General features: G+C 62.3%; 27 protein-coding genes, 1 tRNA gene and 1 riboswitch. Of the genes, 10 read left to right on the forward strand and 18 right to left on the reverse strand.

Translation table 11 applies throughout. The annotated features are described in order from the left end of the window. The first annotated feature begins 12 nt into the window (after positions 1-12). Together ACODR6_RS13585 and ACODR6_RS13590 are read left to right on the forward strand one after the other, a co-directional pair. Positions 13-999 (forward strand): type II secretion system F family protein, encoded by a 987-nt coding sequence (locus ACODR6_RS13585; RefSeq protein WP_489022652.1) that lies wholly within the window; start codon positions 13-15, stop codon positions 997-999. Between the two features lie 35 nt (positions 1000-1034). After that, positions 1035-1113: riboswitch (ZMP/ZTP riboswitch) on the forward strand. Between the two features lie 17 nt (positions 1114-1130). Next, on the forward strand, positions 1131-1763 hold the full coding sequence (locus ACODR6_RS13590) for a LysE family translocator (protein WP_489022653.1): 633 nt from the start codon (positions 1131-1133) through the stop codon (positions 1761-1763). A gap of 4 nt (positions 1764-1767) precedes the next feature. Here ACODR6_RS13590 and ACODR6_RS13595 read toward each other — a convergent pair whose 3' ends face one another. Continuing rightward, a complete protein-coding gene (locus ACODR6_RS13595) occupies positions 1768-2592 on the reverse strand; it encodes a tetratricopeptide repeat protein (protein WP_489022654.1) in 825 nt (274 codons plus the stop codon). Between the two features lie 139 nt (positions 2593-2731). On the opposite strand from ACODR6_RS13595, the gene ACODR6_RS13600 reads away from it, so the two are divergent. The 3 genes from ACODR6_RS13600 (at position 2732) to ACODR6_RS13610 (ending at position 5461) form a co-directional block, all read left to right on the forward strand. Then, complete coding sequence (locus ACODR6_RS13600; RefSeq protein WP_489022798.1) at positions 2732-4120, forward strand: leucyl aminopeptidase family protein; 1389 nt, start codon at positions 2732-2734, stop codon at positions 4118-4120. Positions 4121-4234: 114 nt separating this feature from the next. Next, positions 4235-4585 (forward strand): MarR family winged helix-turn-helix transcriptional regulator, encoded by a 351-nt coding sequence (locus ACODR6_RS13605; RefSeq protein WP_130279332.1) that lies wholly within the window; start codon positions 4235-4237, stop codon positions 4583-4585. 21 nt (positions 4586-4606) lie between these two features. Next, positions 4607-5461, forward strand: coding sequence for a C40 family peptidase (locus tag ACODR6_RS13610; protein WP_203429792.1), 855 nt, complete (start codon positions 4607-4609; stop codon positions 5459-5461). Positions 5462-5464: 3 nt separating this feature from the next. Here the strand turns inward: ACODR6_RS13610 and ACODR6_RS13615 are convergent, their stop codons facing one another. From ACODR6_RS13615 to ACODR6_RS13660, 10 genes are all read right to left on the reverse strand, one after another. Beyond that, positions 5465-6316, reverse strand: coding sequence for an ABC transporter permease (locus ACODR6_RS13615; RefSeq protein WP_203430033.1), 852 nt, complete (start codon positions 6314-6316; stop codon positions 5465-5467). Then, on the reverse strand, positions 6316-7266 hold the full coding sequence (locus tag ACODR6_RS13620; protein WP_489022655.1) for an ABC transporter permease: 951 nt from the start codon (positions 7264-7266) through the stop codon (positions 6316-6318). Before ACODR6_RS13620 ends, ACODR6_RS13615 begins: the two co-directional genes overlap by 1 nt. Positions 7267-7534: 268 nt before the next feature. Further along, positions 7535-9049 (reverse strand): ABC transporter substrate-binding protein, encoded by a 1515-nt coding sequence (locus ACODR6_RS13625; RefSeq protein WP_489022656.1) that lies wholly within the window; start codon positions 9047-9049, stop codon positions 7535-7537. A 103-nt stretch (positions 9050-9152) separates the two neighbouring features. Then, positions 9153-10055, reverse strand: a complete 903-nt coding sequence (locus tag ACODR6_RS13630) for a LysR substrate-binding domain-containing protein (RefSeq protein WP_489022657.1) — start codon at positions 10053-10055, stop codon at positions 9153-9155. Positions 10056-10111: 56 nt separating this feature from the next. Further along, complete coding sequence (locus tag ACODR6_RS13635) at positions 10112-11080, reverse strand: P1 family peptidase (protein ID WP_199625944.1); 969 nt, start codon at positions 11078-11080, stop codon at positions 10112-10114. 124 nt (positions 11081-11204) lie between these two features. Further along, entirely contained in the window at positions 11205-11399 is a 195-nt protein-coding gene (locus ACODR6_RS13640; RefSeq protein ID WP_130279326.1) for a hypothetical protein, read from the reverse strand. Positions 11400-11920: 521 nt separating this feature from the next. Next, entirely contained in the window at positions 11921-14848 is a 2928-nt protein-coding gene (locus tag ACODR6_RS13645; protein WP_489022658.1) for an aminotransferase, read from the reverse strand. A 95-nt stretch (positions 14849-14943) separates the two neighbouring features. After that, on the reverse strand, positions 14944-15828 hold the full coding sequence (gene purU / locus ACODR6_RS13650) for a formyltetrahydrofolate deformylase (RefSeq protein WP_489022659.1): 885 nt from the start codon (positions 15826-15828) through the stop codon (positions 14944-14946). A 211-nt stretch (positions 15829-16039) separates the two neighbouring features. Next, the gene (locus ACODR6_RS13655) at positions 16040-17287 is read right to left on the reverse strand and encodes a hypothetical protein (protein WP_489022660.1); all 1248 of its coding nucleotides are present in this window, start codon (positions 17285-17287) and stop codon (positions 16040-16042) included. 5 nt (positions 17288-17292) lie between these two features. Continuing rightward, complete coding sequence (locus ACODR6_RS13660; protein WP_489022661.1) at positions 17293-18351, reverse strand: glycoside hydrolase family 5 protein; 1059 nt, start codon at positions 18349-18351, stop codon at positions 17293-17295. 126 nt (positions 18352-18477) lie between these two features. Here ACODR6_RS13660 and ACODR6_RS13665 point away from each other — a divergent pair, with 126 nt between their 5' ends. Both ACODR6_RS13665 and ACODR6_RS13670 read left to right on the forward strand, forming a co-directional pair. Continuing rightward, positions 18478-20082: a GumC family protein gene (locus ACODR6_RS13665; protein WP_489022662.1), complete on the forward strand. Its 1605-nt coding sequence runs from the start codon at positions 18478-18480 to the stop codon at positions 20080-20082. A gap of 65 nt (positions 20083-20147) precedes the next feature. Next, the gene (locus tag ACODR6_RS13670) at positions 20148-20480 is read left to right on the forward strand and encodes a hypothetical protein (protein WP_489022663.1); all 333 of its coding nucleotides are present in this window, start codon (positions 20148-20150) and stop codon (positions 20478-20480) included. On the opposite strand, the gene ACODR6_RS13675 is transcribed toward ACODR6_RS13670, so the two are convergent. The 5 genes from ACODR6_RS13675 to ACODR6_RS13695 form a co-directional block, all read right to left on the reverse strand. After that, positions 20481-20963 carry a DoxX family protein gene (locus ACODR6_RS13675; protein ID WP_489022664.1) on the reverse strand — a complete coding sequence of 161 codons (483 nt, stop codon included), beginning with the start codon at positions 20961-20963 and terminating at the stop codon, positions 20481-20483. Then, the gene (locus tag ACODR6_RS13680; protein WP_489022665.1) at positions 20956-21729 is read right to left on the reverse strand and encodes an HvfC/BufC family peptide modification chaperone; all 774 of its coding nucleotides are present in this window, start codon (positions 21727-21729) and stop codon (positions 20956-20958) included. The genes ACODR6_RS13675 and ACODR6_RS13680 overlap by 8 nt, the downstream gene beginning before the upstream one ends. A gap of 8 nt (positions 21730-21737) precedes the next feature. Continuing rightward, positions 21738-22592: an MNIO family bufferin maturase gene (gene bufB / locus ACODR6_RS13685; RefSeq protein ID WP_489022666.1), complete on the reverse strand. Its 855-nt coding sequence runs from the start codon at positions 22590-22592 to the stop codon at positions 21738-21740. 64 nt (positions 22593-22656) lie between these two features. Further along, on the reverse strand, positions 22657-22944 hold the full coding sequence (locus ACODR6_RS13690; protein WP_130279316.1) for a BufA1 family periplasmic bufferin-type metallophore: 288 nt from the start codon (positions 22942-22944) through the stop codon (positions 22657-22659). 44 nt (positions 22945-22988) lie between these two features. Next, on the reverse strand, positions 22989-23258 hold the full coding sequence (locus ACODR6_RS13695; protein ID WP_112713999.1) for a BufA1 family periplasmic bufferin-type metallophore: 270 nt from the start codon (positions 23256-23258) through the stop codon (positions 22989-22991). Between the two features lie 227 nt (positions 23259-23485). On the opposite strand from ACODR6_RS13695, the gene ACODR6_RS13700 reads away from it, so the two are divergent. Both ACODR6_RS13700 and ACODR6_RS13705 read left to right on the forward strand, forming a co-directional pair. Continuing rightward, positions 23486-24052: a sigma-70 family RNA polymerase sigma factor gene (locus tag ACODR6_RS13700; RefSeq protein WP_413710764.1), complete on the forward strand. Its 567-nt coding sequence runs from the start codon at positions 23486-23488 to the stop codon at positions 24050-24052. After that, a complete protein-coding gene (locus tag ACODR6_RS13705) occupies positions 24039-24674 on the forward strand; it encodes an NrsF family protein (RefSeq protein ID WP_489022667.1) in 636 nt (211 codons plus the stop codon). The genes ACODR6_RS13700 and ACODR6_RS13705 overlap by 14 nt, the downstream gene beginning before the upstream one ends. Positions 24675-24740: 66 nt before the next feature. On the opposite strand, the gene ACODR6_RS13710 is transcribed toward ACODR6_RS13705, so the two are convergent. After that, a tRNA-Leu gene (locus ACODR6_RS13710) sits at positions 24741-24827 on the reverse strand. A gap of 192 nt (positions 24828-25019) precedes the next feature. Between ACODR6_RS13710 and ACODR6_RS13715 the strand changes: the two genes are divergently transcribed. After that, complete coding sequence (locus tag ACODR6_RS13715; protein WP_489022668.1) at positions 25020-25442, forward strand: BA14K family protein; 423 nt, start codon at positions 25020-25022, stop codon at positions 25440-25442. Between the two features lie 3 nt (positions 25443-25445). On the opposite strand, the gene ACODR6_RS13720 is transcribed toward ACODR6_RS13715, so the two are convergent. Continuing rightward, positions 25446-25739, reverse strand: coding sequence for an Rdx family protein (locus ACODR6_RS13720; protein WP_112713991.1), 294 nt, complete (start codon positions 25737-25739; stop codon positions 25446-25448). Positions 25740-25817 lie beyond the last annotated feature (78 nt).

Genomic DNA, 25817 nt, shown 5'->3' on the forward strand with positions numbered 1-25817 from the left:
GGGGTGGAAGCAATGTCTTCAGATCTTGCATCAAGATTGACCGATCCGGCGATGCTGGTCGCGCTCCTCGTCGCGATCGCCGTTTTCGCAACACTCTATACGGTTGCTGTACCGTTCTTCGAGCGTGGCGACCTCAACAAGCGTATGCGTGCGGTGTCCAGCGAGCGCGACCAGATCCGCGCCCGTGAGCGTGCCCGCATGAACGCTGAGGCGACTTCAAACAAAGCGTCCCTGAGAACGCAGAACAACCGCTCCGTCCGCCAGATCGTCGAACGCTTCAATCTTCGCGAGGCGCTGGTCGACGAAAACACGATGAACAAGCTGAAGGCGGCAGGCTTCCGCTCTGAAAACGCCCTCAATACCTTCCTGGTCGCGCGTTTTCTCTTGCCGTTCCTGTTTCTCGCTCTTGGCGCATTCTACATTTTCGGCCTCGGCCATCTGATCGAGAAGCCGCTGCCGATCCGGTTACTCGCTGTTATCGGCACTGCCTATCTCGGCTTCTACGCGCCGAACATCTTCATCTCCAATCGTATGAGCAAGCGTCAGCACTCGATCAAGCGCGCCTGGCCCGATGCTCTCGACCTGATGCTGATCTGCGTGGAATCGGGCATCTCCATCGAAGCGGCGATGCGTCGCGTTTCTGAAGAGCTGGGAGAGCAGTCTCCGGCCCTTGCCGAAGAAATGGTGCTAACGACAGCCGAACTCTCCTTCCTCCCGGATCGCCGTCAGGCACTCGAGAATCTCGGTACCCGCACGCAGATCGATCTCGTCCGCTCGGTGACCCAGGCGCTGATCCAGGCGGACCGCTACGGTACGCCGATCTCCCAGGCGCTCCGCGTTCTGGCGCAGGAAGGCCGTGACGAGCGTATGAACGAGGCGGAGAAGAAGGCCGCCGCGCTGCCGCCGAAGCTCACCGTTCCGATGATCCTGTTCTTCCTGCCGGTGCTCGTTGCCGTCATTCTCGGTCCGGCCGGTATCCAGGTTGCCGATCGCTTCTGAAGTCTCTTGAAGGCTTCGGCGAATGGGTTTAGCCATAGGCTCCGCGTGACTGGCGATTGAGATGGATGACCATCGGGGAGCGCGGGCTTTACGCCGCTCGCCTGGGCACCTTCAGTCACAAAGGAGCCCCTATGTCTTCAGCTGCCATTCTTTTCAGTATTTTTGCCGCCATGCTCGTCGGTGCGATGAGCCCCGGCCCAAGCTTCGTGGTCGTATCGCGCATTGCCATTTCCCGCTCTCGCCTGGATGGGCTGGCCGCCGCGGTCGGCATGGGCGTCGGCGGCATCACCTTTAGCGTGCTTGCTCTTGCGGGGTTGACGGCTCTGCTGACGCAGTTCGCCTGGCTCTATATCGTTCTGAAGGTCGCGGGCGGTGCCTATCTCGTCTACATCGCCTACCGGATCTGGCGGGGCGCAAAAGAACCGCTGACGGTTGGCGATGCCATGGACGACCGCTCGTCGATCAGCCGCAGCTTCACAACGGCGCTGCTGACGCAGCTCAGCAATCCGAAAACGATTATCGTTTACGCCAGCATCTTTGCGGCCTTCCTGCCGAAGGTCATTCCGCTTGGCGTCATCATCGGCCTGCCGATCGGCATCTTCGCAATCGAGGCTGGATGGTACGCGATCGTGGCGCTGGCTTTCTCGTCGCAGCGCCCGCGCCAAGCCTATTTGGCGGCGAAAGCCTGGATCGATCGCGCAGCCGGGCTCGTCATGGGCGGCCTCGGGCTGAGGCTGATCGTTTCCGGCGTGATGCTGCGATAAGGCGTCAGTTGGTGTTGTTCGCTTGCTGGCCGTCCTTGGAAGCGAGCTTCTGCCAGGAATTCTGCTGCGACAGCATCGAGCGCAGGTAGGCGACATTGGCGTCTGCCTGCTGCTGCGAAAGCTCGCGGCGGGCGATCTGCTCTGCCTCGGGGAAGCGTCCCTGCAGGCCGACGACCAGCGCCAGGTTCTGGCGGACGCGGCTGTCGGCTGTCGGCTGGCCAGCCGCCTGTCGCAGATAGGTCTCCGCAGTGCGAAGATCGCCGGTCAGGACATAGGACATGCCGAGATTGGAGAGGACGGACGGTTCGTTCGGCATGATGTCGAGCGCGTCGCGGTAGCGGGCGCGGGCCTCGCTCGGCTTGCCCATCTGGTCGAGAATGGCGCCTTGAGCGGAAACCAGCTTCCAGTCCGGACGATCAGGCGTCTGAGCGCGGCCGATCGTGTCGAGCGCCTGCTGCAGCTGTCCGGCAGCTGCCTGCGCCTTGCCGTAGGCAGCAAGAACATTGCGGTCATTCGGATTGGAGATCGCCACCTGCTGCATGACGGCCAGCGCCTGCGCGTCGCGGCCGGCCGAGCGCAGCAGCGTCGCGTAATAGACGCCGTTGACGGGATCGCGCGGGTTCTTCTCGTAGATCTGGCCAGCACGCTCGGTGGCGCTGCGCACTTCGTTGGCGTCCATGCTCTCCACGGATCGCGTCGAGGCAGGGATCGAGCCCGTCGTCATCTTGTCCTTGGTGGTCGAGCAGCCGGCAAGCGCCAGACCGATCATTGCCAAAGCGGCCCCTTGGAGGATACGGTTCTTGAACGGAGTGGTAGCCGAACGAGGCATGGCGCTTTCCTGAATTCAGAAACAGGCGCCTGACCTCTAAGCGGAACAGGGAAAGGTGTGACGCAATCTTCGCTCCAGCAATAGTCTGTTAACCCTAACAGACCGTTAAAAAACGATTCCGATATCACCGATGGACATCATGGCCCCCTATCAATTTATTGAGAGACCGACCCCTTTCAACAACAAGGGCGGCTCGACGCTTCCGATTTTCGCCGTCACCCCCGCGCATATCGAGACCGGCACGATCGATCCGATCGCCCTCGACTGGGCAAAGAAGGCAGGCTATCGCGCCGAAAGTGGCTCGTTGCTCTTGATCCCGACCGCGGAAGGCCATCTTGGTGGCGCGCTGTTCGGCCTCGGCACCAATCCTTCGGAGCAGCCCTATATCACCGGCAAGCTCGCGCGCTCGCTGCCGGCCGGCGACTGGCATGTCGAAACCGCGCCGCTGACGGCAAACCGCCTGTCTCTGGGCTTTGGTCTCGGCAGCTACCGCTTCGATCGCTACCGCTCCGAAAAGCCCGCCGCAGCAACGCTGATGATCCCGCGCGATGCCGATGCTGCCGATATCAAGCGTCAGCTTGCCGGCGTCTTCCTCGCCCGCGACCTGATCAACACCCCGACCAACGATATGGGACCGGAGCAGCTGGAAGGAGCCTTCCGTGGGCTCGCCGAGCACTACAAGGCAGAGATGTCTGTCATCATCGGCGATGACCTGCTCAAGGAGAACTTCCCGCTGGTCCATACCGTCGGCCGCGCCAGCGCCGATGCGCCGCGTCTGCTCGAGCTGCGTTGGGGCAAGAAGGGTCATCGCAAGGTTACGCTTGTCGGCAAGGGCGTCTGCTTCGATACCGGCGGCCTCGACATCAAGCCGGCATCGTCCATGCTGCTGATGAAGAAGGACATGGGTGGGGCGGCCAACGTCATGGGCCTGGCGCTGATGATCATGGATGCCAAGCTGAAGGTCGATCTGCGCGTCATCATCCCCGTTGTCGAGAACTCGATCTCGGCCAATGCCTTCCGCCCGGGCGACATTTACAAGAGCCGCAAGGGCCTCACCGTCCAGATCGACAATACCGATGCCGAAGGCCGCCTCATCCTGGCGGATGCGCTGACCTATGCCGATGAGGAATCCCCGGATCTCCTGATCGACATGGCAACGCTGACCGGTGCCGCCCGCGTTGCTCTCGGTCCCGATCTTCCGCCCTTCTTCACCGATGACGAAGGCCTTGCCCACGATCTGACGGAAGCCAGCCTTGAGACCGACGATCCGCTTTGGCGCCTGCCGCTTTATATGGGCTACGACAAGGACATCCGCGCCAAGATCGCCGATATCACCAACGCGCCGGCAGGCGGCATGGCTGGCGCCATCACGGCTGCCCTGTTCCTGAAGCGCTTCGTCAGCAAGGCGAAGAGCTGGGCGCATTTCGATATCTACGGCTGGGCACCCTCCGAGCGTGCGCATTCCCCGGGTGGTGGCGAAGCGCAGGCGATCCGCGCGCTCTATCACCATATCCGCCAGGGCGCCTGAGCCGATCGTTAAAATTTTATTCACCTTGAGAGGCGGCAGTTCATGCCGCCTCTTGCATGAGAGCGGCAGGCTGCGAAAATAGGAACGTTAGCGTAACGATTTTCCGGAGAGGCCGTGCCGATCGAACTGAGTGCATCCCAGGCATTGGGGCTCTGGCATGGCGTGGCGCTCGATCAGGTGCGCCTTGACGATCGCGACCTGACGCTGCGCCAGATGGCGATTCTCCTGCATATCTATCTCGTCCCGCCGCCGCATACCGTGCGCGGGCTCGCCGCCACGCTCGGCGTCACCAAGCCCGTCATCACCCGCGCTCTCGACACGATGGGTGAAATGGGCCTCGTCGACAGGGTGCGCGACGACGCAGATCGGCGTAATGTGATCATCAAGCGCACCGTCGGCGGCGCGCTCTATCTCGAGAAGCTGGGCGATCTCGTGCGCGAGCAGGGCCGCAAGCTTCCGGTATAAGAGCCAGAGTAAAGGATTGTCATGACCATGTTCGACCTGCGCCTCAACGCCTATAGACCGGATCTCGCCGAGGCCTCCCTCAAGGGCAAGGTCGAGGCCGAGCGCTTCGTTGAGGGTACGTCGGCGCGGATCGCGGTTCCCGTCGCGCCGCTTCGCCCGGTCCCGGATCTGGCACGCGGCATCGATACGGAATTGCTGATGGGCGAGGACGTAACCGTCTTCGACCGTTCGAACGGTTGGTGCTGGGTCAAGGCGGCCTCTGACGGTTATGTCGGCTATCTCCCGGAGGCGATGCTGACAACGGCTGATGCCGAGCCGACGCATGTCGTCAATGTCCAGCGCACCTTCATCTATCCCGAGCCTGAGCTCCGAAAGCCCTACCAGATGATCCTGTCGATGGGCAGCCGTGTCCGCGTCACCGGTCAGGCCGAGGCGCGGGGCAATCACTACCATGTGCTAGCCGATGGAACGGCGATTTTCGAAAAGCACCTGCAGCCGATCGGCGCGGGTGAGGGCGCCGATTATGTCGAGGTCGCGCTGCAGTTCCTGAACACACCCTATCTCTGGGGTGGCCGCTCGGGGCTGGGGATCGATTGCTCCGGCCTCGTTCAGCTCGCGGCCTTGATGACCGGCCGCAGCACGCCGCGCGACACGGATATGCAGGCGGCAGCTCTTGGTGCGCCGATCGACCGCTCGGAGCTTCGACGCGGCGATCTGGTGTTCTGGAAGGGTCATGTGGCGATCATGGAAGACCCGGATACCATCATCCATGCCAACGGCCACACGATGACCGTCGCCCGCGAGAATTTCGAAGAAGCGGTCAAGCGTATCGGCTGGCTCTACGAGATGCCGACCGGCTACCGTCGCCCGTTCTAATCTCTAGCGCTGCCTTGGATCCAGCCAGTCGCGCAGCCCATCGCCCAGCATGTTGAATCCGAGAACAGCAAGCGCGATCGCCAGGCCAGGCAGTATCGCAAGCCACGGCGCGATGCCCATGAAGGTCTGCGAATCGGCCAGCATCTTGCCCCAGGTCGGCGCCGGCGGCGCCATGCCGAGACCGAGAAAGCTCAGGCCCGCCTCGGTCAGGATCGCCAGCCCCAGCTGGATCGTGGCGTGAACGATGATCTGGCTCATGATATTCGGCGCCACATGCCGGATCGAGATCGTCAGCCGGCTGTTGCCGATTGCTTGTGCCGCAAGCACATAGTCGCGGCTCCAAGCCTGTAATGAGGTCGCCAGCGTCACGCGTGCGAAGACCGGGATCATGAAGACGGCAATCGCTGTGATGGCCGTGAACCGGCCGGGGCCGAGAAAGGCACCGAGGATCATCGCCGAGAGGATCGGCGGCAGCGCGAATATCACGTCGCAGACGCGCATCAGCACCGCTTCGAACGGTCCGCGGATCGCTGCAGCCGAAATGCCGACGATCGAGCCGATCGTTCCGCCGATGGCAACTGCGGTGACCGCTATAGATAGCGAATTCCAGCACCCTGCCATCAGCATCGATAGGACGTCTCGGCCGAATTGATCGGTGCCGAGCAGTCCGTAGCCAAGCGGCGGCTGCAGCTTGTGAATGATCTGCATCTTCGCCGGCGGCAATGGCGTCCAGAACAGCGAGAGCACGGCAATAGCTGCTAGGATGCCGACGATCACGACTCCTGCGATCAGACTAATTCGCCGGCTAATTCTGTTGACTCCGAGCTGCGCTCCCGTCGCGACAAAGAATGCCATCATGCCCCCTCTCGCCGCAGCCGCGGATCGATGGCGAGATAGGACATGTCGACGATGAAATTCATGATGATGACCAGTGCTGCGAAGAACAGCACGACGTCCTGCATGACGATGATATCCCGCTGCGCAAGCGCCTGTAGCGCAAGGCGCCCCAGCCCCGGGAGGCTGAAGACGTTCTCGACCAGCACCGCACCGGCAACGAGAAAGGTGAACTGCAGACCAAGCACCGTCAGGATCGGGATCAGCGCATTCGGCACAGCATGGCGCCAAAGCACGCCCTTGTCCGAAAGGCCCTTGGCCCGCGCGGTTCGCGTGAAATCCTCGTGCAGTACATCGAGCACCGCCGAGCGCGTCACCCGCGTCAGTACCGCTGCCTGCGGCAGGGCGAGCGCGAAGGCGGGCATGACGAGCGCCTGCAGGGCGGCGGCGATGCCATTTTCCCAACCGGGAAAGCCGCCGGCCGGCATCAGCCCGAGCGTCGTTGAAAACAGGATGATCATCAGCAGCGCCACCCAAAACGCCGGAACCGCAATGCCCATCTGCGAGAACAGCGTGGCGGCTATATCGGCGATGCCACCGCGGCGGGCGGCGGCGAAAGTGCCGAGCGGCAGGGCAATGGCAATCGAGATCAGGATGGCGAAGATGGCAAGCGGCAGGGTGACGGCAAGCCGCTCGGCAATCAGCCCGGCGACCGGCACGCTGTAGGTATAGGACTGGCCGAGGTCACCACGGAGAACGCCGGCGACCCAATGGCCGTAGCGGACGATCAGCGGCTGGTCGAGACCCAGATCATGGCGGAGTGCCGCAAGCGTATCGGGCGCCGCCGAGGTGCCGAGCATGATCGACGCTGGATCGCCGGGCAGCAGGTCCATGACTGCAAAGATCAGGAACGAGACCATGAGGAGGGTGACGACCAGACCGGCAATGCGGCGGGAGAGCAGGGCGATCATGTAGCTCGCGCCTTGTGCGATACCGCTCGAGTTCGCGCGCGGCGGCCCGACGTTTCTCCCTCATCCCTGTGCTCGTCACAGGAATCCAGCCACCGCGCGTCTGCGCGGTGAATGAATCGAAATCCGGGAGAGGAGTCTTCAGCGCCCCAGGACTGGGGCGCGCTGGATTCCTGTGACAAGCACAGGAATGAGGGAGGGTGAAGGGCGTGCGCAGACACTACGCTATGGCAATCCCGGTTGATGACCCTACCTCCAGCCGAGCATCCGATCATTCCCCCCACGAAACATTCGTCAAAACGTTCGACGGGATCGGCTCGTTCTTCCATAGCCCCTTCAGCTTCTTGTCCCAGACGCCGAGCTTGGGCATGACGAAGAGATAGAGGGCGGGTACGTCTTCCGCCAGGATTTTCTGAGCCTCGCCATAGAGCTTGTTCTGCTCGGCCGGATCAGCCGTCTTCTGCACCTTCTTCAAGAGCGCGTTGAAGTCGGGATTGTTGTAGTTGAAGTAATAGGGATCGCGCGAATAGATATCGATGTCCATCGGCTCGGCATGGGCGACGATCGTCATCTCGTAGGCGCGGTCCTTCATCACATCCTGCACCCATTTCGCCGGAAACTCGGTCGGCTCGATATTCATCGTCACGCCGATCTCGGCGAACATCGCCTGCATCACCTGAGCGCTGCGCGGTGCATAGGCCATCTGCGGCACTTTGATGGTGAAGGAGAAGCCATTCGGATAGCCGGCTTCGGCAAGCAGCGCCTTGGCCTTTTCAGGATTGTAGGCGAGCACGCCGGTCATATCCTGATAGCCCGGATCGTTCGGGGTGTAATGGCTGCCGATCGCCGTCCCGAGACCCGACCATGCGCCTTCGATCACCGTCGGCCGGTCGATCGCCATCATCAGCGCCTGACGCACCCGCTTGTCGTCGAACGGCTTCTTGGCATTGTTCATCCCGGCGACGACCTTCAGTTCGGTATTGCCGATCTCCGTCGTCAGGCGGGGATCGCCGTCGAAGGAGCTCATCAATTCAGGAGCGCCGAATTCCGGAATGGCGTCGATATCGCCTGATTTCAGTGCTGCCGCCTGGGCCTGTGGGTCGGCAATGAAGCGGAAGGTTACCTTGTCGAGCTTCACCGAAACCTGTTTGTTCCAGTAGGCATCGTTTTTCGCCAACTCGACCTTGTCGCCCTTCGCCCAGTTGACGAATTTGAAGGGTCCGGTGCCGACGGGCACCGTCTTGTCGTCACCGGCGGATTTCGGGCCGACCATGACCGAAGCGGGCCAGCCGAGCCAGTAGAGCAGACTGCCGGTCGGCTCCGAGAGATGCAGCACGAGCGTGCGGGCATCCGGCGTATCGATCGAGGCGATCGACGCGAAGAAGCGCTTTTGCGGATTGACCGAGTCCTTGCCGCGCGCCCGCTCCAGCGAGAATTTCGCCGCTGCCGCATCGAAGGCCTCGCCGTCGTGGAAGGTCACGCCATCCTGCAGCTTGAACGTATAGGTCAGCCCGTCAGCAGAGACCTCCCAGCTCTTTGCCAGCTGCGGCTGCACCTTGCCGTCCTCGCCGATCGAGACCAGACCCTCGAAAACATTCTGCCAGGTCACCTGGCCGATCGCCACAGGCGCGGCGATTGTCGGGTCGAGACCGGTGGGTTCGACCGCCATGCCGAGATTGAGCGTTGTCTTGGGAGCGGCATGGGCGGGAAGAGCAATTGCGGCTGTAATGGCGCAGGCCGCAGCAAAGGCCTGCGTGCGGCGGGCGGAACGGATGAGGCGGAGCATGTATATCCCGTCTTATATGGTGAGCACGTTTTGTGTTCTCTGTGTACTAAAAAGCGATACACACCAAAAACGCGGGAAACGCAAGGTCTGGAAAGGCGGAACGCTAGCGGCTGGCGTTCGAGCGCATGAACTCTTCGATGAAGCCGCTGAGCTTGGCGGCAGCGAAGGACAATTGCCGGTCGGGCGCGATCGACAGCTCCGCATGCGTGCGAATCGTGCTTTCGCTGGCAAGCGGAATGGCGGTCAGCGTGCCAGCCTCGAGCTCGCGGCGCACCGAAAGCCGCGGCAGCAGCGTTGCGGCCATGTCGCTGAGCACGAGTTCCTTCAGCATCTCCAGCGCGCTGACGGTAAAGGCCGGTTCGAAAGTCAGGCTCTGGCGCTCCGCTGCGGCGTCGAAGGCCTGGCGGAAGCCGAACGACGTTTCCGGCAGCGCCAGCGCGTGCCGCGCCAATTCGCGAAGCGTCACTTCCTTGCGTCCGGCGAGCGCGTGGCGGCTGGAGGCGATCACCCCATAGGTGATCTCCGAGCGGGCGATCACCTTGGCCTCAGTCATCTGCGGCGCGAACAGGGTCAGCGCCATATCGGCGCGCGCCGAATTGACGGCTTCCACCGCCTGCCGCGCGCTGGTGATCATCACCTCGAAGCGGATGCTGGGATAGGTCTTGCTGAACTCGGCAAGCGCCGGGGTGAGCAGGCTGGCCACGATCGCGCCATTGGCAAAGATCGTCACCCTTCCACGCTCCAGCCCCTTCAGATCCTCGATCAGCTGCTGCACATGTTCGAGCTCGCGCAGCGTTCGCCCGGCGCGCGCCGCAAGCAGCTCTCCGGCAGCCGTCAGCGTCACACCGCGGGCACTGCGCTCGACGAGCGGCGTGCCAAAATAGTCTTCGAGATTTTCGATCTGGCGGCTGACCGCAGTCGGAGCGACATTGAGGTTCTCGGCCGCCTGCCGCATCGAACTGGTTCTCACCAGCTCGTCGAAATACATCAGCGCCCGGATCTGCATGCGGTTCTCCTGCCTCTCGTCTGCCGCTTCTCTTTAGGCAATCGCCGAAGGTCCGGCTAGCCGTCCCGCCACGCGCGTTGCGCGCCTTCATGCGGCAGGGCGGTTGCCTCGTAGACGCCGCGCGCGATCGCCCGGGCCATGACGATACCGGCGAGATGGCAGAGTTCCATGAAGCCGGGCGCATCGATCGGCTTCGCGCCCGTTGCGGCTGAAAGAACGGTATCACCGTCGAGCGGCAGATGGGCCGGGAGCAGCGCGCGTGCCAGGCCATCATGGGCAGCAATCGAAAGCCGGTGGGCCTGCGCCTTGGTCAGTACCGCGTCGGTTACCACAGCGCCGATCGTCGTCGCCGGGGCGCTCATGCCCTTCAGGCGCATGCGGTGATCGATCGTTGCGGGCATGCCGAGCCCGCCGAACTCACTATCCTGCTCGAAGGGTGCCGCCCAGAAATGCCGGCCGTCGCCGATCGTCGCCGAACCCAGCGCGTTGACCGCGACGATCGCCCCGATCCTGTGGCCGCCGCTGCCGACTGTGCTCGCCGAGCCGAGGCCACCCTTGAAGGTCGCTGTCGTCGCACCGGTTCCGGCGCCGACCGTTCCCACCTCAAAGCGTCCAGTCGAGGCATCAGCGCAGGCGGCATAGCCCAGATCGCGATAGGGCGCATGCAGCCCCCAGTCCTTATCGCCGCCATTCAGGAGGTCGAAGAGGATCGCCTGCGGCACGATCGGGACGCGCACATCGCCGACCGCAAAGCCACGTCCGGCTTCGCGCAACCAGGACTGGACGCCGCCTGCGGCATCGAGACCGAAAGCCGAACCGCCGGAGAGAACGAAGGCATCGACCTTTTCGACCGTCATCGATGGGTCGAGCAAGGCGGTATCGCGCCCGCCCGGCGCACCGCCGAGAACGGTGCCCGAGGCAATCGCCGGCTGGTCGAAAATGATGGCGGTAACGCCCGATCCGAGCGTCAGGTCGGTGGCGTGGCCAACGGAGAGGCCTTCGATATCGGTGATGAGATTGAGCAAGTCGGTCCCCTTTGGCGGCGATTAGGAGCGCAACGACAGGCAAAAAACAAGACCGGCCCCGATGATGATGGGGGCCGGTCAGAAAACTTCGGTTGAAATGAAGCGGGAAAGCCTGTGCCTGCAATCAGGCATGAAGCGGCTTCGGATGGCGGCGGGTCATCAGGTCGTGGATAGCGACCCTCACCTCGTCGGGAGAACGGAAACGCTGCTCATCGAGGTCGTGAACGTGAAACTTCACGGCGATGAACTTCAGCCGGTCTTCATCCGGAATGACGATCCCGACGGGAACGCCTGCATATTCGATAACTTGCTTTTTCATGCGTAGAACTCCTGCCGCGCGGACTGCGCGAGCGATGGCGAATTGACTTGTCTTGTACCGTTGAGAGGGGGGACGAACGTCACATTCGACAGTTCGGGCGGGAGAGGGCGCCCGGACGGTCATTGCCGAGCACAGAGCGCCCAAGGAGATAGGCGAGAATATCGATTTCAATCATGTCTCGTTCCTTGCGTTGGCGTTGCACTCGTGGTGGTCCCGTAGAGCCGGGACCGGCGATAACTATCTCTATTAATCTACTAATGTAGTAGAGAATAGGCGATAATCAGTCAGAAACATATTCCGAAACGTGTCAAAATATCGGCGATCGGAAAAATTTCATTCCATCTTACCCAAACTTGCAGAAAGAACATATCAAGACTTTGTGCAATTCGCGTGACGGTCGAGAACTCGTTTCGATCACCGCAGCAGACATAGGAAGCGTGCCTGATTCCGGCAATGGGGCAATTCATTAAAAAGCGGTAGGCCGCGAAATCACCCAATTCGTTAATGGCGCGAGTGATGCCTCACCAGCCCTCGGAAAGCACCTTTTCCAGCATGTCTGCGAAGAAGTCGGCACTCTCGATCGTCAGGCAGAGCGGCGGTTTGATCTTCAACACGTTGAGGTGATCGCCTGTCGGCTGCATGAGCACACCGAGATCGAGCAGCCGTTCGCAGATCGCCGCCGTCTCGCCGGTGGCCGGCTCCAGCGTCGTTCTGTCGCGCACGAATTCGAGGCCGAGATAGAGGCCCATGCCGTGGACCGCCCCGGCAATCGGGAATTTTTCGATCAGCGCTGCCAGCCGTCCCTTCAGGTGGTCGCCGACCTGGCGAGCGTTCTCTTGCAGGTTTCCCTCCCGCAGGATATCGAGCACCGTCATGCCGGCAACGCAGCTGACCGGGCTGCCGCCGGATGACGAGAAGAAATACCCCTCGCGCTCCAGCGAATCGGCAATCGCCTGGCTGGTGATGACGGCGCCGAGCGGGTGGCCGTTGCCCATGCTCTTGGCGATGGTGATGATATCCGGCACCACGCCCTGCTGCTCGAAGCCCCAGAAATGATGGCCGAGCCGGCCATATCCGACCTGCACTTCGTCGGCGATGCAGACGCCGCCGCGGGCGCGCACTTCGGCATAGAGACCGGCAAGATAGCCGTCCGGCAGCGGAATGCCGCCGGCATTGCCATAGACCGGCTCGGCGATCACGCCGGCCAGTCCCTGGCCGCTATTGTCGATCGCCTGCAGTACCGGAATGGCACCGGCAAGATAGTCGCTGGCGCTTTCGGAGCCGCGGAATTCGCCGCGATAGGTGTTCGGCGCCGAGAGAGGGTGCACCCAGGCCGGGCGCGTCGAGAGCGCCTGCGGGTTGTCGGCGATCGAGGTGGAGACAGCGTCGCTTGCCACCGACCAGCCGTGATAACCTTCGAGCAGGCAAAGCATGTTGTGCGCGCCGCTATGCGCCCAGGCCAGCCGCAGTGCGAGGTCATTGGCCTCGGAACCGCTATTGACCAGAAACACCCGGTCGAGGCCCTCAGGGGCGAGTGCCGCCAGCCGCTCGGAAAACTCGGCCAGCGCCTCATAATGGAAGCGCGAATTGGTGTTGAGCTTCAGCCACTGGTCGGCGATCGCATCGGCAAGCTGCGTATGGCCGTGGCCGAGGATGCTGACATTGTTGACCATGTCGAGATAGGCGCGGCCCTCGACATCGTACATATGCTCCTTCCAGCCGCGTTCCATCTGCGGCGGAGCGTCATAGTAGTTCTTCTGCGGCTTGGCAAAATGCGCCTTGCGTCTCGTCAGCAGCGCCGCCGTATCGGGCCTTGGGGCATTGCAGTTGTCGCCAAGCAGCAGCGAGGGGGAGGGGCAGATTGCCGACCATGCGTCGGCATCGTGTGCCGTCGCAAAGAGCGGCGGTTCCAGGCCGTTGATAGTGCAAAGCTGGATACGCAGCCCGCCGAGCGAATTGCTGTCGCCGGAAACCGTGCCGATCGTCTGGCCCGCCTCGACCTCAGTGCCATCCTCGACCGATGGTTCGATACCGTCGAGATGCAGGCTGATGCCGTCGCCGATCAGCACCAGATGATGGTTCCTGAAATCGATGCGGCCGGCAAAAGGCGCGGCGACTGCATTGCCGCCGGAAAGGCAGATGTCGCTATGCAGAGCGAAGGTCGAATGCGGCTTGGCGCTCAGCGTGCTGGCGCGCGACAGCCGGTATTCGCCGTAGCGTGTTGCGGCAACGCCGCTGTCATTGGCGACGCGGGCAAGCAGGCGCCAGTCCATCTCGGAATTCAGCCAGTTGCCGCCGGCGAAATGGCGGCTCTGAACGCCGAGATCGAGATAGGCGATGTCGGCTGTATTGATCTCGGGCAATAGCGCCTGCCAGCCCGAATTCTGCGGTAGCGGTTGCTCGATGCCGCCGATCTTCTGGATCGCCGCTTCCATGAGCTCGAAGGGCACGGACATCGCGGTGTCGAAGATGATGCGCTCATGCTCCAGATTGTTGCGCGCATAATCGTTCTCAGGATCGATCGAAATCTGCTGCTCGCCGCTAGCAACCAGGATCACGGCGCGGGCGACGATCAGCGGCCACAGCGCCTTCAGCTCTTCCGGTGTCAGCGGATAGGTCTCGTGATAGGCCTTGATCGCCGGCAGGATATAGAGCGGATCGCCATCGGCATGATGCAGCAGCGAGGCGCAGGTGACCGCGAGATCGCCGACCAGCCAGCCGCGAATGATGTCGCCGAAATCGATGACGCCATCGGGGATCAGCCGCCCATGTGCGTCGGGCAGGCTGACGACATTGTCGTCGGTGACGTCGTGATGCACGGCCTGAACGCGAAGCGACGAGGCAAGTGGCTGGATGCGGCGTACCGCCAGCACCATCGTCTTGGCGATACGGTCGCGGGCCGCACTATCGGTGATCGCCGACAGCAGTTGAACGGCGACGGGACCGGCGCGGCGCAGGTCCCATTGCAGACTGCGCTCCAGGCCCGGATGCTCGAAATCGGCAAGCGCCTTCGCCAGCCGGGCGCAGAGCGCGCCAAGTGCTGCCACCGTACTTTTCGGCAGATGCTTGCGATGCGTCAGGCTCTCGCCTTCGAGATATTCGAGAACGCGCACCTGATAGGTCTGGTCGCGCACGGTGACGGCGACGATCGCCTGCCCATCGGTCGACGTCAGCAGATGCGGAACGCGCGGCGCGCCTTCGATCGTATTGAGATGGTGGATCGCCGCGTTCTGCGCCTCGAGCTCAAGCGTCTCGTAGGCCATGTGGCAGATCTTCAGAACGAAGCGGCCGTTGCCGGTATCGAGCCGGTAATTGCGATCCTGCTGACTGCCGAGCTCGCTGATCGTGCCCGACAAGCCATAGTGGGTTTCGAGGATGCTTAAGGCTTCTTCCGGTGTCACGTCCGGTCGCGGCAGTTCCATACGATCGGTGAGCGCTTCATCGGTCATCGCATCCCCCAGGGCATGATTCGATTATTCACACTAAGCAGATAATCGAATGCATGCTATGGGCAAGCGTATGGCAACACGCCTTTCGGGCGCAATCAGCCCATACGTTCGGATGCATAGGAGCCCGGGCTCGCCGGGAACACCACCGTACGGTTGCCGTTCAGGAAGACGCGGTGGTGAATATGGGCGTGGATCGCCCGTGCCAGAACCTGGCTCTCGACATCGCGGCCGATCGAGACATAGTCGTCTGCCGACTGCGCGTGGGTGATACGGGCGGTGTCCTGCTCGATGATCGGGCCTTCGTCGAGATCGGCAGTGACGTAATGCGCCGTCGCGCCGATCAGCTTCACGCCGCGCTCGTAGGCCTGCTTGTAGGGGTTGGCGCCCTTGAAGCTCGGCAGGAACGAGTGGTGAATGTTGATGATCTTGCCAGACATCTTCCGGCACATCGCATCCGAGAGAACCTGCATGTAGCGGGCGAGCACGATGAGCTCGGTGCCGGTCTGCTCGACGAGATCGAGCAACTGGCCTTCCGCCTGCGGCTTGTTTTCCTTCGTCACCTTGATGTGGTGGAAGGGAATGTCGTGATTGACGACGACCTTCTGGTATTCGAAATGGTTGGAGACGACGCCAACGATGTCGATCGGCAGCGCGCCGATCTTCCAGCGGTAGAGCAGGTCGTTCAGACAATGGCCGAAGCGCGACACCATCAGCAGCACCTTCATGCGGCTCTGACCATCATGGATCTCGGCGTCCATCTCGAATTTCTCGGCGATCGGCTTGAAGCCTTCGACGAGTGCCGACAGCTTCACGCCCTCCTCGGAGATGAAGCTGACGCGGGTGAAGAACTTGCCCGTGTCGAGGTCGTCGAACTGGCTGGAGTCGACGATGTTGCAGCCCTGCTCGGCAAGATAATTGGAAATTGCCGCCACGATCCCGCGCGTCGATTTGCACGTCACCGTCAAAACATAGTTGGTCATGTCCGTCTTCCCTCTCACGGCTTCGCCGGCAGGCTGCTTAGATCAAACGCCGCCCGCCGAACAGGCCGCGGCTCTTTCATTCATGCAACATTTTGCAAGGGAAGCCATCAAGTGCTTGCAAGGCCCCGCATCCTGTCGATGCTCATATAAATGACGCTAGCCTTAGGGAAAGTCCGTTCCGCCTGCGTCGTCGCATATCCCCGCCGCGCAGCTACCGGGCTGCGGCAGCCACCGGAACGGAAATCGGAGATGCAGCGCGCTGCTTTCCCTCATTGACCTTCAGGAAGCCGACGAGCAGCCAGGCAAGCCCGGCCGTCTTCATCGAGAAGATCGCGGTCGAGCCGATCATCAGGTTCAAGAACATGAAGAGTGACAGCGAGTGGCAGAGCCGCTTCTGGTTCGGTGTCTGCCCGGCCGGGAAGAAGGAGACGAAGAGCCAGAACAGGATCAGTCCGAAGATCGTTGCGCTGTATGTGATGAAGACGTAGCCACTATCGACGTAGCCCAGCCCCTTTTCGAGCTCGAGACCGAGCGTCGCCGGGATATCCATCGCGTTGATACTGCGGATCGTGCCACTGATGCGGCCGACGAAATCGTCGTCGTGGGCATTCGGCTTGAAAGCGTGGATGATGAAGCCGATGGCGATGATTCCCGGCATCATTAGGAAATCGAGGATCTTCGGCAGCCAGGGATAGATGACATAGCCGCCGAGGCAGACGATGCTGAAGATCAGCATCGTGCGCGTGTCGTTGGTGAGCAGGATCAGCACAACCGTCGCGATGAAGATCAACCGGTCGCCAAGCCTCAAGCGGTTGGAGAAACTGACGAGATAGATCACCATCACGCCGCAGAAATTGGCGAGCGACACCTGTTCGAGGAAGATCGAGGAGGAACGGTGGTCGATGATCCCGAAGGAGAAGCGGTCAGGAAAGCCGAGCGCGCCGCGAAACAGGCCGAGGTCGCTATAGGTCGCCCGCGGCACGCCGCGCGTATTCTCGAAATATTCGGCCGGATGGAACAGCGCCACATAGGCGGTGACCGAAACGATCTCGCAGATCAGCACCGAAAGCACGGCGATGCAGCAGATCTTGAAGACGAGCTTCAAGGTCCGTTCGTTCGTCCAGCGCCCCATGACGACAAAGGCGAAGACGATCAGGATGTTGCGCAGATGATCGATATAGCCGGACCGGTTGATCACTATGACGTAGACCGTCAGCAGGATCGTCGCCAGCAGATAGCCGAGCGGCGCGAGGTCCTCTTCGAATATGCCTTTGCGCAGGATGAAGGCGAAGCTGTAGGCGAGGATCAGCATTTCGCTCATCACCACATAGGCGGGCGAAAGCGGCATGATGTTGTGATTGACGAAGGCGAGAATGGCATTGTAGGTCACCGCAAGCACGCCAGCGGCAAGAATGCCCCACTGGATCGGCTCCTTCGATGCAATGCCAGTCTCAGCCATAGCGATCACTCCGCCATCAGCCGGCAGGCGGCCTTGTCGGGCGCCGGTGCCTTGGCGGCGGCCTGTAGCGCGGCCAGCTGCTTGCGGTCCTTGCCGTCATGCGGCTGGATGTTCAGTGGTTCAGTCTCCGGCCACCAGTCTCCGGCAACCCAATAGGTCCAGCCCAGCCAGACGTCGCCATTGTCCTGCATCGCGCCGAGCACGTCTTTCAAGCCTGCGACGCATTCGGGTGCTTGCGACACGCCGAATTCGCCGAGCAGCAGCTTGGTATCGTTCTTCCGCGCCCAGTCCGACATATCGAGGATTGCCTGCTTGGCCTTGTCGTTGCCGGAGCATTCGTCCTTGGTGCCGGAGGAATCGCTGTCGAAATATTGGTGAACCTCGTAGCCGAAATTCTTGCGGGCATCCTTGATGCCGAGCATGACGGTGCCGTTGGCGTCGTCATCGCCGCTCTGCCAGGAATGCGCGCCGGTCCAGCGCGTGCCGGGTACGAGGATATAGTTGTTGGCGCCGACGGCACGGATGCCGCGGATGGCGGTATTGGCCGCCTCCAGCCATTTCTTGGCGGAGATATCGTGCGGTTCGTTCATCAGGCCAAAGACGACATCCGGCTGGTCTGAGAATTCAGCCGCAAGCCGCGTCCAGAAATCAGCAAAGGCAAGCGTCGTCACCGGCGCTGTGCCGATCTGCACTTTCTTGTAATAGGCGTAATTATGCGGATCGAGGATGATCGTCATCTTGTGCTTTCGCAGCAGCGCGACCGTATCCTTCAGCCGCTGCAACTCGTCCTCGTTCAGCGATTGCCCGAGCTCCGGCTGCAGCCGTTCCCATTGGAAGGGCAGGCGAACGGTGTTCATGCTCTTCTTCTGGAAATAGGCAATCGTCTCCTCGGAAGGATAGGCATAGTCCTTGAAGACGGTGCCGCCCGGCTCGCCGAATTCGGCGCCGGAAAGGTTGATGCCGCGAAGGCAGGGCGCCACAGCTCCGGCCGCATGCGCCTGCAAGGGCAGCAGTGTCGCGGCGATCGTCAGCAGGCGGCGCCATTTGGAGGATGAGGCTCTCAATTGCTTTCCCGTGGTTTCAGCAGCGGCGGCTAATATCGGTGCCTCCATCTTAACGGTCCGTTAGCTAAGGATTTCTAAAATTCGCCTACCCTCGCTGCACTCTGCCGGCGGGTGACGAGAGCGCTGATGAGCCAATTCGACAGGAACAGGGTAAGCCGCTTGCCGGGCTGGCGAAGCTACGAGCCTGCGCAGACTGCGCCTGAGGCCGGGCGCCCGCGTTCTCCTGTCCTGCGCCCGTCCGACTTTGCCAAGGCACCGCCACCACCACCCGCTCCAGAACCGCAGATCCGTCACGAAGAGCCCGCTGCCCCACCGCCGCTGCCGCCCGTGACCGAGCCTGTTGCCGCAGCCCCTCGCGTCGAAGCCGCACCGGTTGCTGTCATCACAGCCGAAGAGCCGCTGCTTGACGTGCGCTCGGCGATCTTCGCGATCTGGAACCGCAAGCTGATGATCGCCGGTCTGGCCGTCCTCGGCGCGGTTGCCGGTGCGGCGGTCCTGCCGATGCTGCCGCAGAAATTCACGGCGACGACGAGCCTCTATTTCGATCCGCGGCAGATCGGTCTGGCTGATCCGGCTGCCCAGCAATCGACGATCTCGCCGGAGATGATCTCCTCGATGATCGACAGCCAGGTGCAGATCCTGACCTCCGGCAACGTCCTGAAGCGTGTCGCCGATACGCTGAAACTCAATCAGGACCCGGATTTCAACGGCGGCCGCACCGATGACGCGGCCGTTATCACCGCGTTGCAGAAGTCGCTGACCATCGCCCGCCAGACCGGCACCTATGTCGTGTCGCTGACAGCCGTGACCCATGACCCCGAAAAGTCCGCCAGACTGGCCAACCAGGTCGTCGCCTCCTTCATGCAGGAGGAAAGCAGCGCCTCGAGCGGTCTTTACGAGAACACCACCGCAACGCTCGACACCCGCCTGACCGACCTGCGCAAGCAGGTGCAGGATGCGGAACAGGCGGTCGAGACCTTCCGCGCCGACAACGACATGTCGGAGACCGACGGCAAGCTGATCTCCGACCAGCGCCTCGCCTCCCTCAATACGCTGCTCGTGACGGCACAGGACAAGACGATCCAGGCGAAGGCCCGCGCCGATGCCGCCCAGAACATGAGCTTCGAAGCGATCGTCGCCAGCGGCCCGAACGACAGCGGCGCTTCCTCCGTCAATTCGGCTCTCGCCAGCCTGCGCCAGCAGTATGCGACGCAGGCGGCCATCGTCGGCAGCCTAGAAAGTCAGATGGGTGCCCGTCATCCGCGTCTCCAGGCCGCTCGCTCCTCGCTGCAGAGCATCCAGGACGAGATCAAGGGCGAACTGCAGCGCATGGTGACCTCGGCGAAGACCGAGTACGACCAGGCGAAGAAGGCGGAAGACGCCGTCTCCAAGGAACTGAATATCCAGAAGGCGCTGCAGGCGACAGCTTCCGACAAGCAGGTCGAGCTCAACGAGTTGCAGCGCAAGGCGACCGCCGTTCGCAACATCTACGAGACGCTGCTGAAGCGCTCCAGCCAGACGGCCGAAGAACAGAACCTGCCGCAGAGTAATATTCGCGTGATCTCGCAGGCGGAGCCGCCGGTAAAGCCGGATGGTCCCGGCAAGAAGACGCTGATGATCGCGGGCCTGATCGGCGGGCTTTTCGGCGGTTTCGCGCTGGGTGCAGCACTTGCCATCCTGGCCGCACTCTTCGCCCATCCTGTCATCCGCGGATATTTCCGCCGTGCTTGATGCGGCCCCGTCTTCATCCTACATCAGAAGACAGGTTCCATGGCTCAATGCCGGGAGAAATGAACATGCGCATCCTGCCGTCGATCGTGATTGCCGCCTTCGCCTTTGCGGCCATTGTGCCGCTGCAGGCCTCGGCGACCGATTGGGCGCGCGCGGGCAAGGCCGATGTTCAGCCGCTCTATCCCTATACCGATCTTCCCGGCGTCAAGGCTCAGCCTGACAAGAAGGATGAAGAGCAATATGCCTGCCACACCGAGACCGGCCATGTGCGTCGCGACGGTGACTGGATCTTCCGTTCCGGCGGCATGCCGACGATCGTCTATGTCTGCGATCGCGATGGCCAGATCAGCCAGGGCACGCAGGTTCCCCTGCGTGGCCATTATCAGCCGGTGCGCTGATCAGGCGCTGCGTGCAAAATAGCGCGCAATCAGATGATCGAGTGAAAGCCGCCCCGGCCCGCCGGCGATGATTACCAGAAAGCAGACAGCCCATGTGCCATGGGTGGGCCATGCATCCGGATAGACGAAGATCTCGATCACCAGCGTCATGCCGAGCAGCGCCAGCGCAGAAAGCCGGCTGGCGAGACCGATGACCAGCAAGAGCGGAAAGAAGTGCTCGGCAAAGGCCGCCAGATGCGCTGCCAGCCACGGATCGACGAAGGGCAGCTTGTACTCGGTCTGGAACAGATAGACGGCATTGTCGGTGACCTGCCAGCCATCCACCTTCGTCTGCCCCGACTGCCAGAACACTGCGGCAATCGAAAGCCGGGCGACCGTCGCGATCAGATCGTGCGGGATCATCCCGAAAGCCGTCATCAGGCTGTGGACCCGATAGGCAAGGCCGCTGCCCGAGGGTGTGGCAAGCGTCATATCCTCATTCATGGTCGTCTCCTGTCGAAAGGTCCGAAAAGGCGCCGGCTTGCAGCGCTCCGGCAAGATTGGCGGAAAGGTCGAAATCCGGCGCCGCCGCAAAGGCCGCGCCCGCGGCGGCAGCAAGCGTCGCGCCGCTGAACAATGCTTCGAGAAATGCAGCACCCCCGGGCGGCAGCCGGTGTATCTCGACGATCATCTGCGGCCTGACGACGAGCGCGTCTTCGCTGTGCCAGTCGGCGATCGGCGCAAAGGCCATCTCGCCGGCATTCATCGCCCATATGGTCACCGTTGGATGGACGGAGCGGAGGATGGATGCGGACGGGTGCGGCGTGAACACCAGCGACGCAAGCTGCCCTTCGTCGAGCGGCGCCAGACGATCGGCGGCGAGCGGTGTCGCATCTGCTGCGTGATAGGCCCTGCCGCGCGCCACCTCCAGGCGGATGACATCGGCGAGATAGGCGATTTCCCGTGCCGGCTCGAAAGCCTCGACGAAATCGGCGAAGCCGTCGCCATAGGAAAGCAGTAGCGGCGAGCGCGGCGGATGCAGACAGATAAACTCGTAGGCCATGCCGGCGAAGAACTCCTCGCCTACGATCTTCTCGGCAACCGGAAAGCGGGATGCGACGGCGCCGATCAGCCCCGAGACGACATTGTTGCGATAGACGCCGAAGCGCCGCAGCGGGCGTGCCGCATTCCAGGCGGCGATCCCTTCGGGAACCGGCAGCGCGCTATCCCGTAGCGCTACCGCGAATTGCTCTTGTGTGATGGTAGCCATGACACGCCTCAGGCCGCCCGCAGCCGCGCGGCGCGATCGAGGATCGCTCCCGCGGCCTCAGCTTCGGAGCGCAGGACCGGCCATTCCGGCACGTCGTTGTCCCATTCGATCAGGCTGGCGATCGGCCCCGTCCGGGCAATCAGTTCTTCGTAGAGCGCCCACACCGGGTCCTTGACCGGCGTGTCGTGCGAATCGATCAGCAGTGGCGCACCTTCGTCATCCGTCGTTTCCGAATGACCGCTGAGATGGATCTCGCGCACCCATTGCACCGGGAAGCGGGCGAGATAGTCGCGCGGGTTCATGTTGTGATTGGTGGAGGCGACGAAGACGTTGTTGACGTCGAGCAGCAGCCCGCATCCGGTCTGCCTGACGATCTCCGCTAGAAATTCGGTCTCTTCGAGCGTGCTCTCCTCGAACAGAACATAGGTCGCCGGGTTCTCAAGCAACATCTGCCGCTTCAGCGTGTCCTGCACCTGGTCGATATGATCCGCAACGCGCGACAGCGTTTCGGATGTGTAGGGCAGGGGCAGGAGGTCGTTGAGGAATACCGTGTCATGCGTCGACCAGGCGAGATGCTCCGAAAAGCTCTCCGGCTCATAGCGATCGCAGATGGTCTTCAGCCGCTGCAGATGATCCTGATCGAGCGGCTGCATCGAGCCGATCGACAAGCCGACGCCATGGATCGACAATGCATAGTCCTCGCGCAGCTTGCCGAGCTGCGCATGCGGCGGGCCGCCGGCGCCCATGTAATTCTCCGCATGGACTTCGAAAAAGCCGACGGGCTGCGGTGTGGCGATGATGCTGGCGAAATGTTCGGGCTTGAAACCGATGCCGGGACGGTGGGGCAATGCAGAGGGTTTCATCCTGTCTCTCCTCGATTGGATTGGCGGCGCCTTCGCGGCGCCGCCGGTGAGTGCTGGAACCGGATCAGGCCGGGGCCGGGCCCTGCGTCAGCGAGCCGGTGCCATCGGGCGTCTTCATCGACGTGCAGGTTCCGGCCGGAACGAGCTTCCAGGCGTTCTTCTGGTAGTCGATCTTCGCCGTGCCGGCGCAGGTCGTGCCGGGGCCGGCAGCGCAATCGTTCTGTCCCTTGAGGGCGATGCCGTAGCACTTCTCCTTGGCGGCATCCTGGGCCGAAGCGGTCTGGACGCTGCCGATCAGCGTCAGCGCGGTGGCGACCGAGGCTGCAAAGACGGTGGCGGGGAGTTTGGTCATGGTCTTCTCCGGTATCTCTTGGTTTCTGGGGGCGGTGGGGCCGATCAGGCCGGCGTCAGCATGCCGTGGCCCTTCGGCGTCTTCATCGACGTGCAGGTGCCGGCCGGGACCAGCTTGAAGGACATCTTGTCGTAGCTGACGGTCGACTTGCCGGCGCAATCGTGCTTGCCGGCGGCGCAATCGTTCTGCCCCTTGAGGGCAACGCCGTAGCACTTCTCCTTGTTGTCGGCGGCCGAGGCAGCGGGGGCTGCGATGGTTGCGAGCGCCGAAGCGATGGAGCCTGCCAGTGCGAGCGTAACGATGCTGTTCTTCATTGTTTCATCTCCGTAGAATGGCGAGCCGTGATTGGCTTGCACTGAGGGCTACGGAGGCGTGGCAGCCGTTGTTACACGGTTCCCACGATTTTTTTACGGGACGCGCCCTTGCCGTTTACGCGATGGCAAGCGAAAAGCCTGAAAACAAAGGCGTGTGAGGCCTGTCTGAAATATTTCTGCCCGGGCGGTAACAAAAACGTGTGGCCCTCCGTAGAGGATTATGTCGGGTGAAACATTCGGCGCGTGAAGAGGAATGGGCAGGTTGGATGCGCAGCGCCATGGATGGCGATACGCAAGCCTATCATCGCTTCCTTTCCGCCGTCACGCCGCACCTGCGCGCGATGGCTCGCCGCCGCTGCGATCAGTTCGGCGCGCCGGCGAGCGAGGCGGAAGATGTCGTGCAGGAAGTTCTGCTGGCGGTGCATCTGAAGCGCGGCACGTGGGATCCGGCACGCCCGATCGGCCCGTGGCTGTCGACGATCGTGCGCAACAAGCTGATCGACAGCCTGCGCCGCCGCGGCCGCCATATCGACGTGCCGATCGACGACGTGATGGCAACGCTTGAGGCGGAAGAGCAGGCGGGCAATCTCGACCGGCTCGATGCCGAACATATGCTGGAGCGGCTGAAAGACCCGCAACGCGATATCGTCCGCTCGATCTCGATCGAGGGGGCGGGCATCCGCGAGACGGCCGAGAGGCTGAAGATGACAGAGGGTGCGGTGCGTGTTTCCCTGCACCGGGCGCTGAAGGCGCTGGCAGCCCTATACCGGAGTGAAACGCGTGAAGACCGATGACCTGATCAGCATGCTTGCCGCCGATGCGCCGGTGCGATCCCGCCTCGGTCCGCTGCTCAGCCGCGCGCTCGTGGCGGGCGTCGTCGTCTCGGCGGTTCTGCTGCTCTCCACCATCGGCATCCGTCGCGACATGGGAACGGCGATCGAAACTGCCCGCGTGCTCTTCAAGATCGTCACCACCCTGACGCTCGCAGTCACCGCCTGCGGCCTCGTCTTCCGCATCGGCCGCCCCGGCGTTCCCTTGAAGCTTGCGTCCCTGGCCGTGCTGCTGCCGCTGGCACTGGTGATCGCCGGCGTCGCAACGGAACTGACGGCCATTCCGGAAGACGCCTGGCGCGCAGCGCTGCTTGGCCGCAACGCCGCCTTCTGCGTCTTCTTCATCCCGGTGTTGTCCCTGGCCCCGCTCGCAGGCTTTCTATGGGCGCTGAAGAATGCCGCGCCTGAGAACCCCACCCTCGGCGGCGCCGTCGCAGGTCTTGCCTCGGCCGGCCTTGCAGCAGCGCTCTACGCCTGGCATTGCCCCGACGACAGCCCGCTTTTCCTGGCGACCTGGTACACGACCGCCACCGCCGCCGTAACGGCACTCGGCGCTATCATCGGATCACGATATCTGCGGTGGTGAGGAGGAGAAAACAGCAGACCGAAAAAGCCGTTGGTATCGGCTTAAACTGCTAATTTTCAATGGGAATGGTGCCCAGAAGAGGACTCGAACCTCCACACCCTTTCGGGTACCAGCACCTGAAGCTGGCGCGTCTACCAATTCCGCCATCTGGGCGACGGAGAGCCATGTACGGGGGTGGCCTGCGACTGTCAACTGGCTTTTTGAAGTTTTCCTGACAGTCGGCAAAAAAGATTGTGACGATCCCCGCAGAACCGCATTCACGGCGAACTGATTGCCAGTTTTCGGCACCTGGATTTTCTTGGAGCGCGCGTTGCCTATATAAAAGCGATGGGAAAGGAATCATCCATGTCCGCTTTGCGCAGTGCCGTGATCGCCGCCATCGCCCTCCTCATGCCGCTTGCTGCAAAGGCAGAGCCGGCATTCGGCCAGCTGTCGGGGCGAGGCCCGGTCGTCAACACGCAGTCGACCTATTGCGATTATCGCGGCTGCTTCGGCTTCGGGCCGCGGCAATGGCACCGCCCGGCCTATGTGCAGCCGAATTACCGGCCGCCGACGGCGAGGGGGCCGACCTATTATCAGCCGAGGACGCAGGCGCGTCCGCAGCTCACCTATGATCCGCCGCCGATTCGCACCTTGCGCCCGGCCGCCAAGGATCCGCGCATGCATGTCGAGTGGTGCCGCAATCAGTACCGGACCTACAATCCGAAAACCGATCGCTTCGTCACTTATCAGGGCATCTACCGGACCTGTAATTCGCCCTTCGACTGAACGTTAGCTTTCCAGCGAGGCGCGGTCGGTATGGCCGAGATCGCGGCCAGGCTCGATGATGTCGCGCACGCGCTGCTTCAGTTCCTTCGGTCCCGGAAACCCGCCGTCGCGCTTGCGCTCCCAGATCAGGTCGCCGTTGACGCGGATCTCGAAATTTCCGCCGGTTCCGGGAATGAGTGCCACTTCGCCGAGGCTGTCGGTAAAGGTCTGCAGCAGCTCCTGCGCCATCCAGCCGGCGCGCAGCAGCCAGTTGCACTGGGTGCAGTAGAGAATGGTGACGCGGGCCTTTTCGGTCATGGGGAGTTTCCTTTCGCCTTTGCTCCGGTTTAGGAGTTTCGTCAGAAGCGCGCAATCTTGCCGCTTGCATAGCCGGTC

It is taken from the genome of Rhizobium sp. FG96, assembly GCF_057808655.1.

Bases quoted from the DNA above. Each gene is read 5' to 3' on its own strand.
- ACODR6_RS13585 (WP_489022652.1), top strand. From the start codon at position 13: ATGTCTTCAGATCTTGCATCAAGATTGACCGATCCGGCGATGCTGGTC.
- ACODR6_RS13590 (WP_489022653.1), top strand. From the start codon at position 1,131: ATGTCTTCAGCTGCCATTCTTTTCAGTATTTTTGCCGCCATGCTCGTC.
- ACODR6_RS13595 (WP_489022654.1), bottom strand. From the start codon at position 2,592: ATGCCTCGTTCGGCTACCACTCCGTTCAAGAACCGTATCCTCCAAGGG.
- ACODR6_RS13600 (WP_489022798.1), top strand. From the start codon at position 2,732: ATGGCCCCCTATCAATTTATTGAGAGACCGACCCCTTTCAACAACAAG.
- ACODR6_RS13610 (WP_203429792.1), top strand. From the start codon at position 4,607: ATGACCATGTTCGACCTGCGCCTCAACGCCTATAGACCGGATCTCGCC.
- ACODR6_RS13615 (WP_203430033.1), bottom strand. From the start codon at position 6,316: ATGGCATTCTTTGTCGCGACGGGAGCGCAGCTCGGAGTCAACAGAATT.
- ACODR6_RS13620 (WP_489022655.1), bottom strand. From the start codon at position 7,266: ATGATCGCCCTGCTCTCCCGCCGCATTGCCGGTCTGGTCGTCACCCTC.
- ACODR6_RS13625 (WP_489022656.1), bottom strand. From the start codon at position 9,049: ATGCTCCGCCTCATCCGTTCCGCCCGCCGCACGCAGGCCTTTGCTGCG.
- ACODR6_RS13630 (WP_489022657.1), bottom strand. From the start codon at position 10,055: ATGCAGATCCGGGCGCTGATGTATTTCGACGAGCTGGTGAGAACCAGT.
- ACODR6_RS13640 (WP_130279326.1), bottom strand. From the start codon at position 11,399: ATGAAAAAGCAAGTTATCGAATATGCAGGCGTTCCCGTCGGGATCGTC.
- ACODR6_RS13645 (WP_489022658.1), bottom strand. From the start codon at position 14,848: ATGACCGATGAAGCGCTCACCGATCGTATGGAACTGCCGCGACCGGAC.
- purU (WP_489022659.1), bottom strand. From the start codon at position 15,828: ATGACCAACTATGTTTTGACGGTGACGTGCAAATCGACGCGCGGGATC.
- ACODR6_RS13655 (WP_489022660.1), bottom strand. From the start codon at position 17,287: ATGGCTGAGACTGGCATTGCATCGAAGGAGCCGATCCAGTGGGGCATT.
- ACODR6_RS13665 (WP_489022662.1), top strand. From the start codon at position 18,478: ATGAGCCAATTCGACAGGAACAGGGTAAGCCGCTTGCCGGGCTGGCGA.
- ACODR6_RS13670 (WP_489022663.1), top strand. From the start codon at position 20,148: ATGCGCATCCTGCCGTCGATCGTGATTGCCGCCTTCGCCTTTGCGGCC.
- ACODR6_RS13675 (WP_489022664.1), bottom strand. From the start codon at position 20,963: ATGAATGAGGATATGACGCTTGCCACACCCTCGGGCAGCGGCCTTGCC.
- ACODR6_RS13680 (WP_489022665.1), bottom strand. From the start codon at position 21,729: ATGGCTACCATCACACAAGAGCAATTCGCGGTAGCGCTACGGGATAGC.
- bufB (WP_489022666.1), bottom strand. From the start codon at position 22,592: ATGAAACCCTCTGCATTGCCCCACCGTCCCGGCATCGGTTTCAAGCCC.
- ACODR6_RS13690 (WP_130279316.1), bottom strand. From the start codon at position 22,944: ATGACCAAACTCCCCGCCACCGTCTTTGCAGCCTCGGTCGCCACCGCG.
- ACODR6_RS13695 (WP_112713999.1), bottom strand. From the start codon at position 23,258: ATGAAGAACAGCATCGTTACGCTCGCACTGGCAGGCTCCATCGCTTCG.
- ACODR6_RS13715 (WP_489022668.1), top strand. From the start codon at position 25,020: ATGTCCGCTTTGCGCAGTGCCGTGATCGCCGCCATCGCCCTCCTCATG.
- ACODR6_RS13720 (WP_112713991.1), bottom strand. From the start codon at position 25,739: ATGACCGAAAAGGCCCGCGTCACCATTCTCTACTGCACCCAGTGCAAC.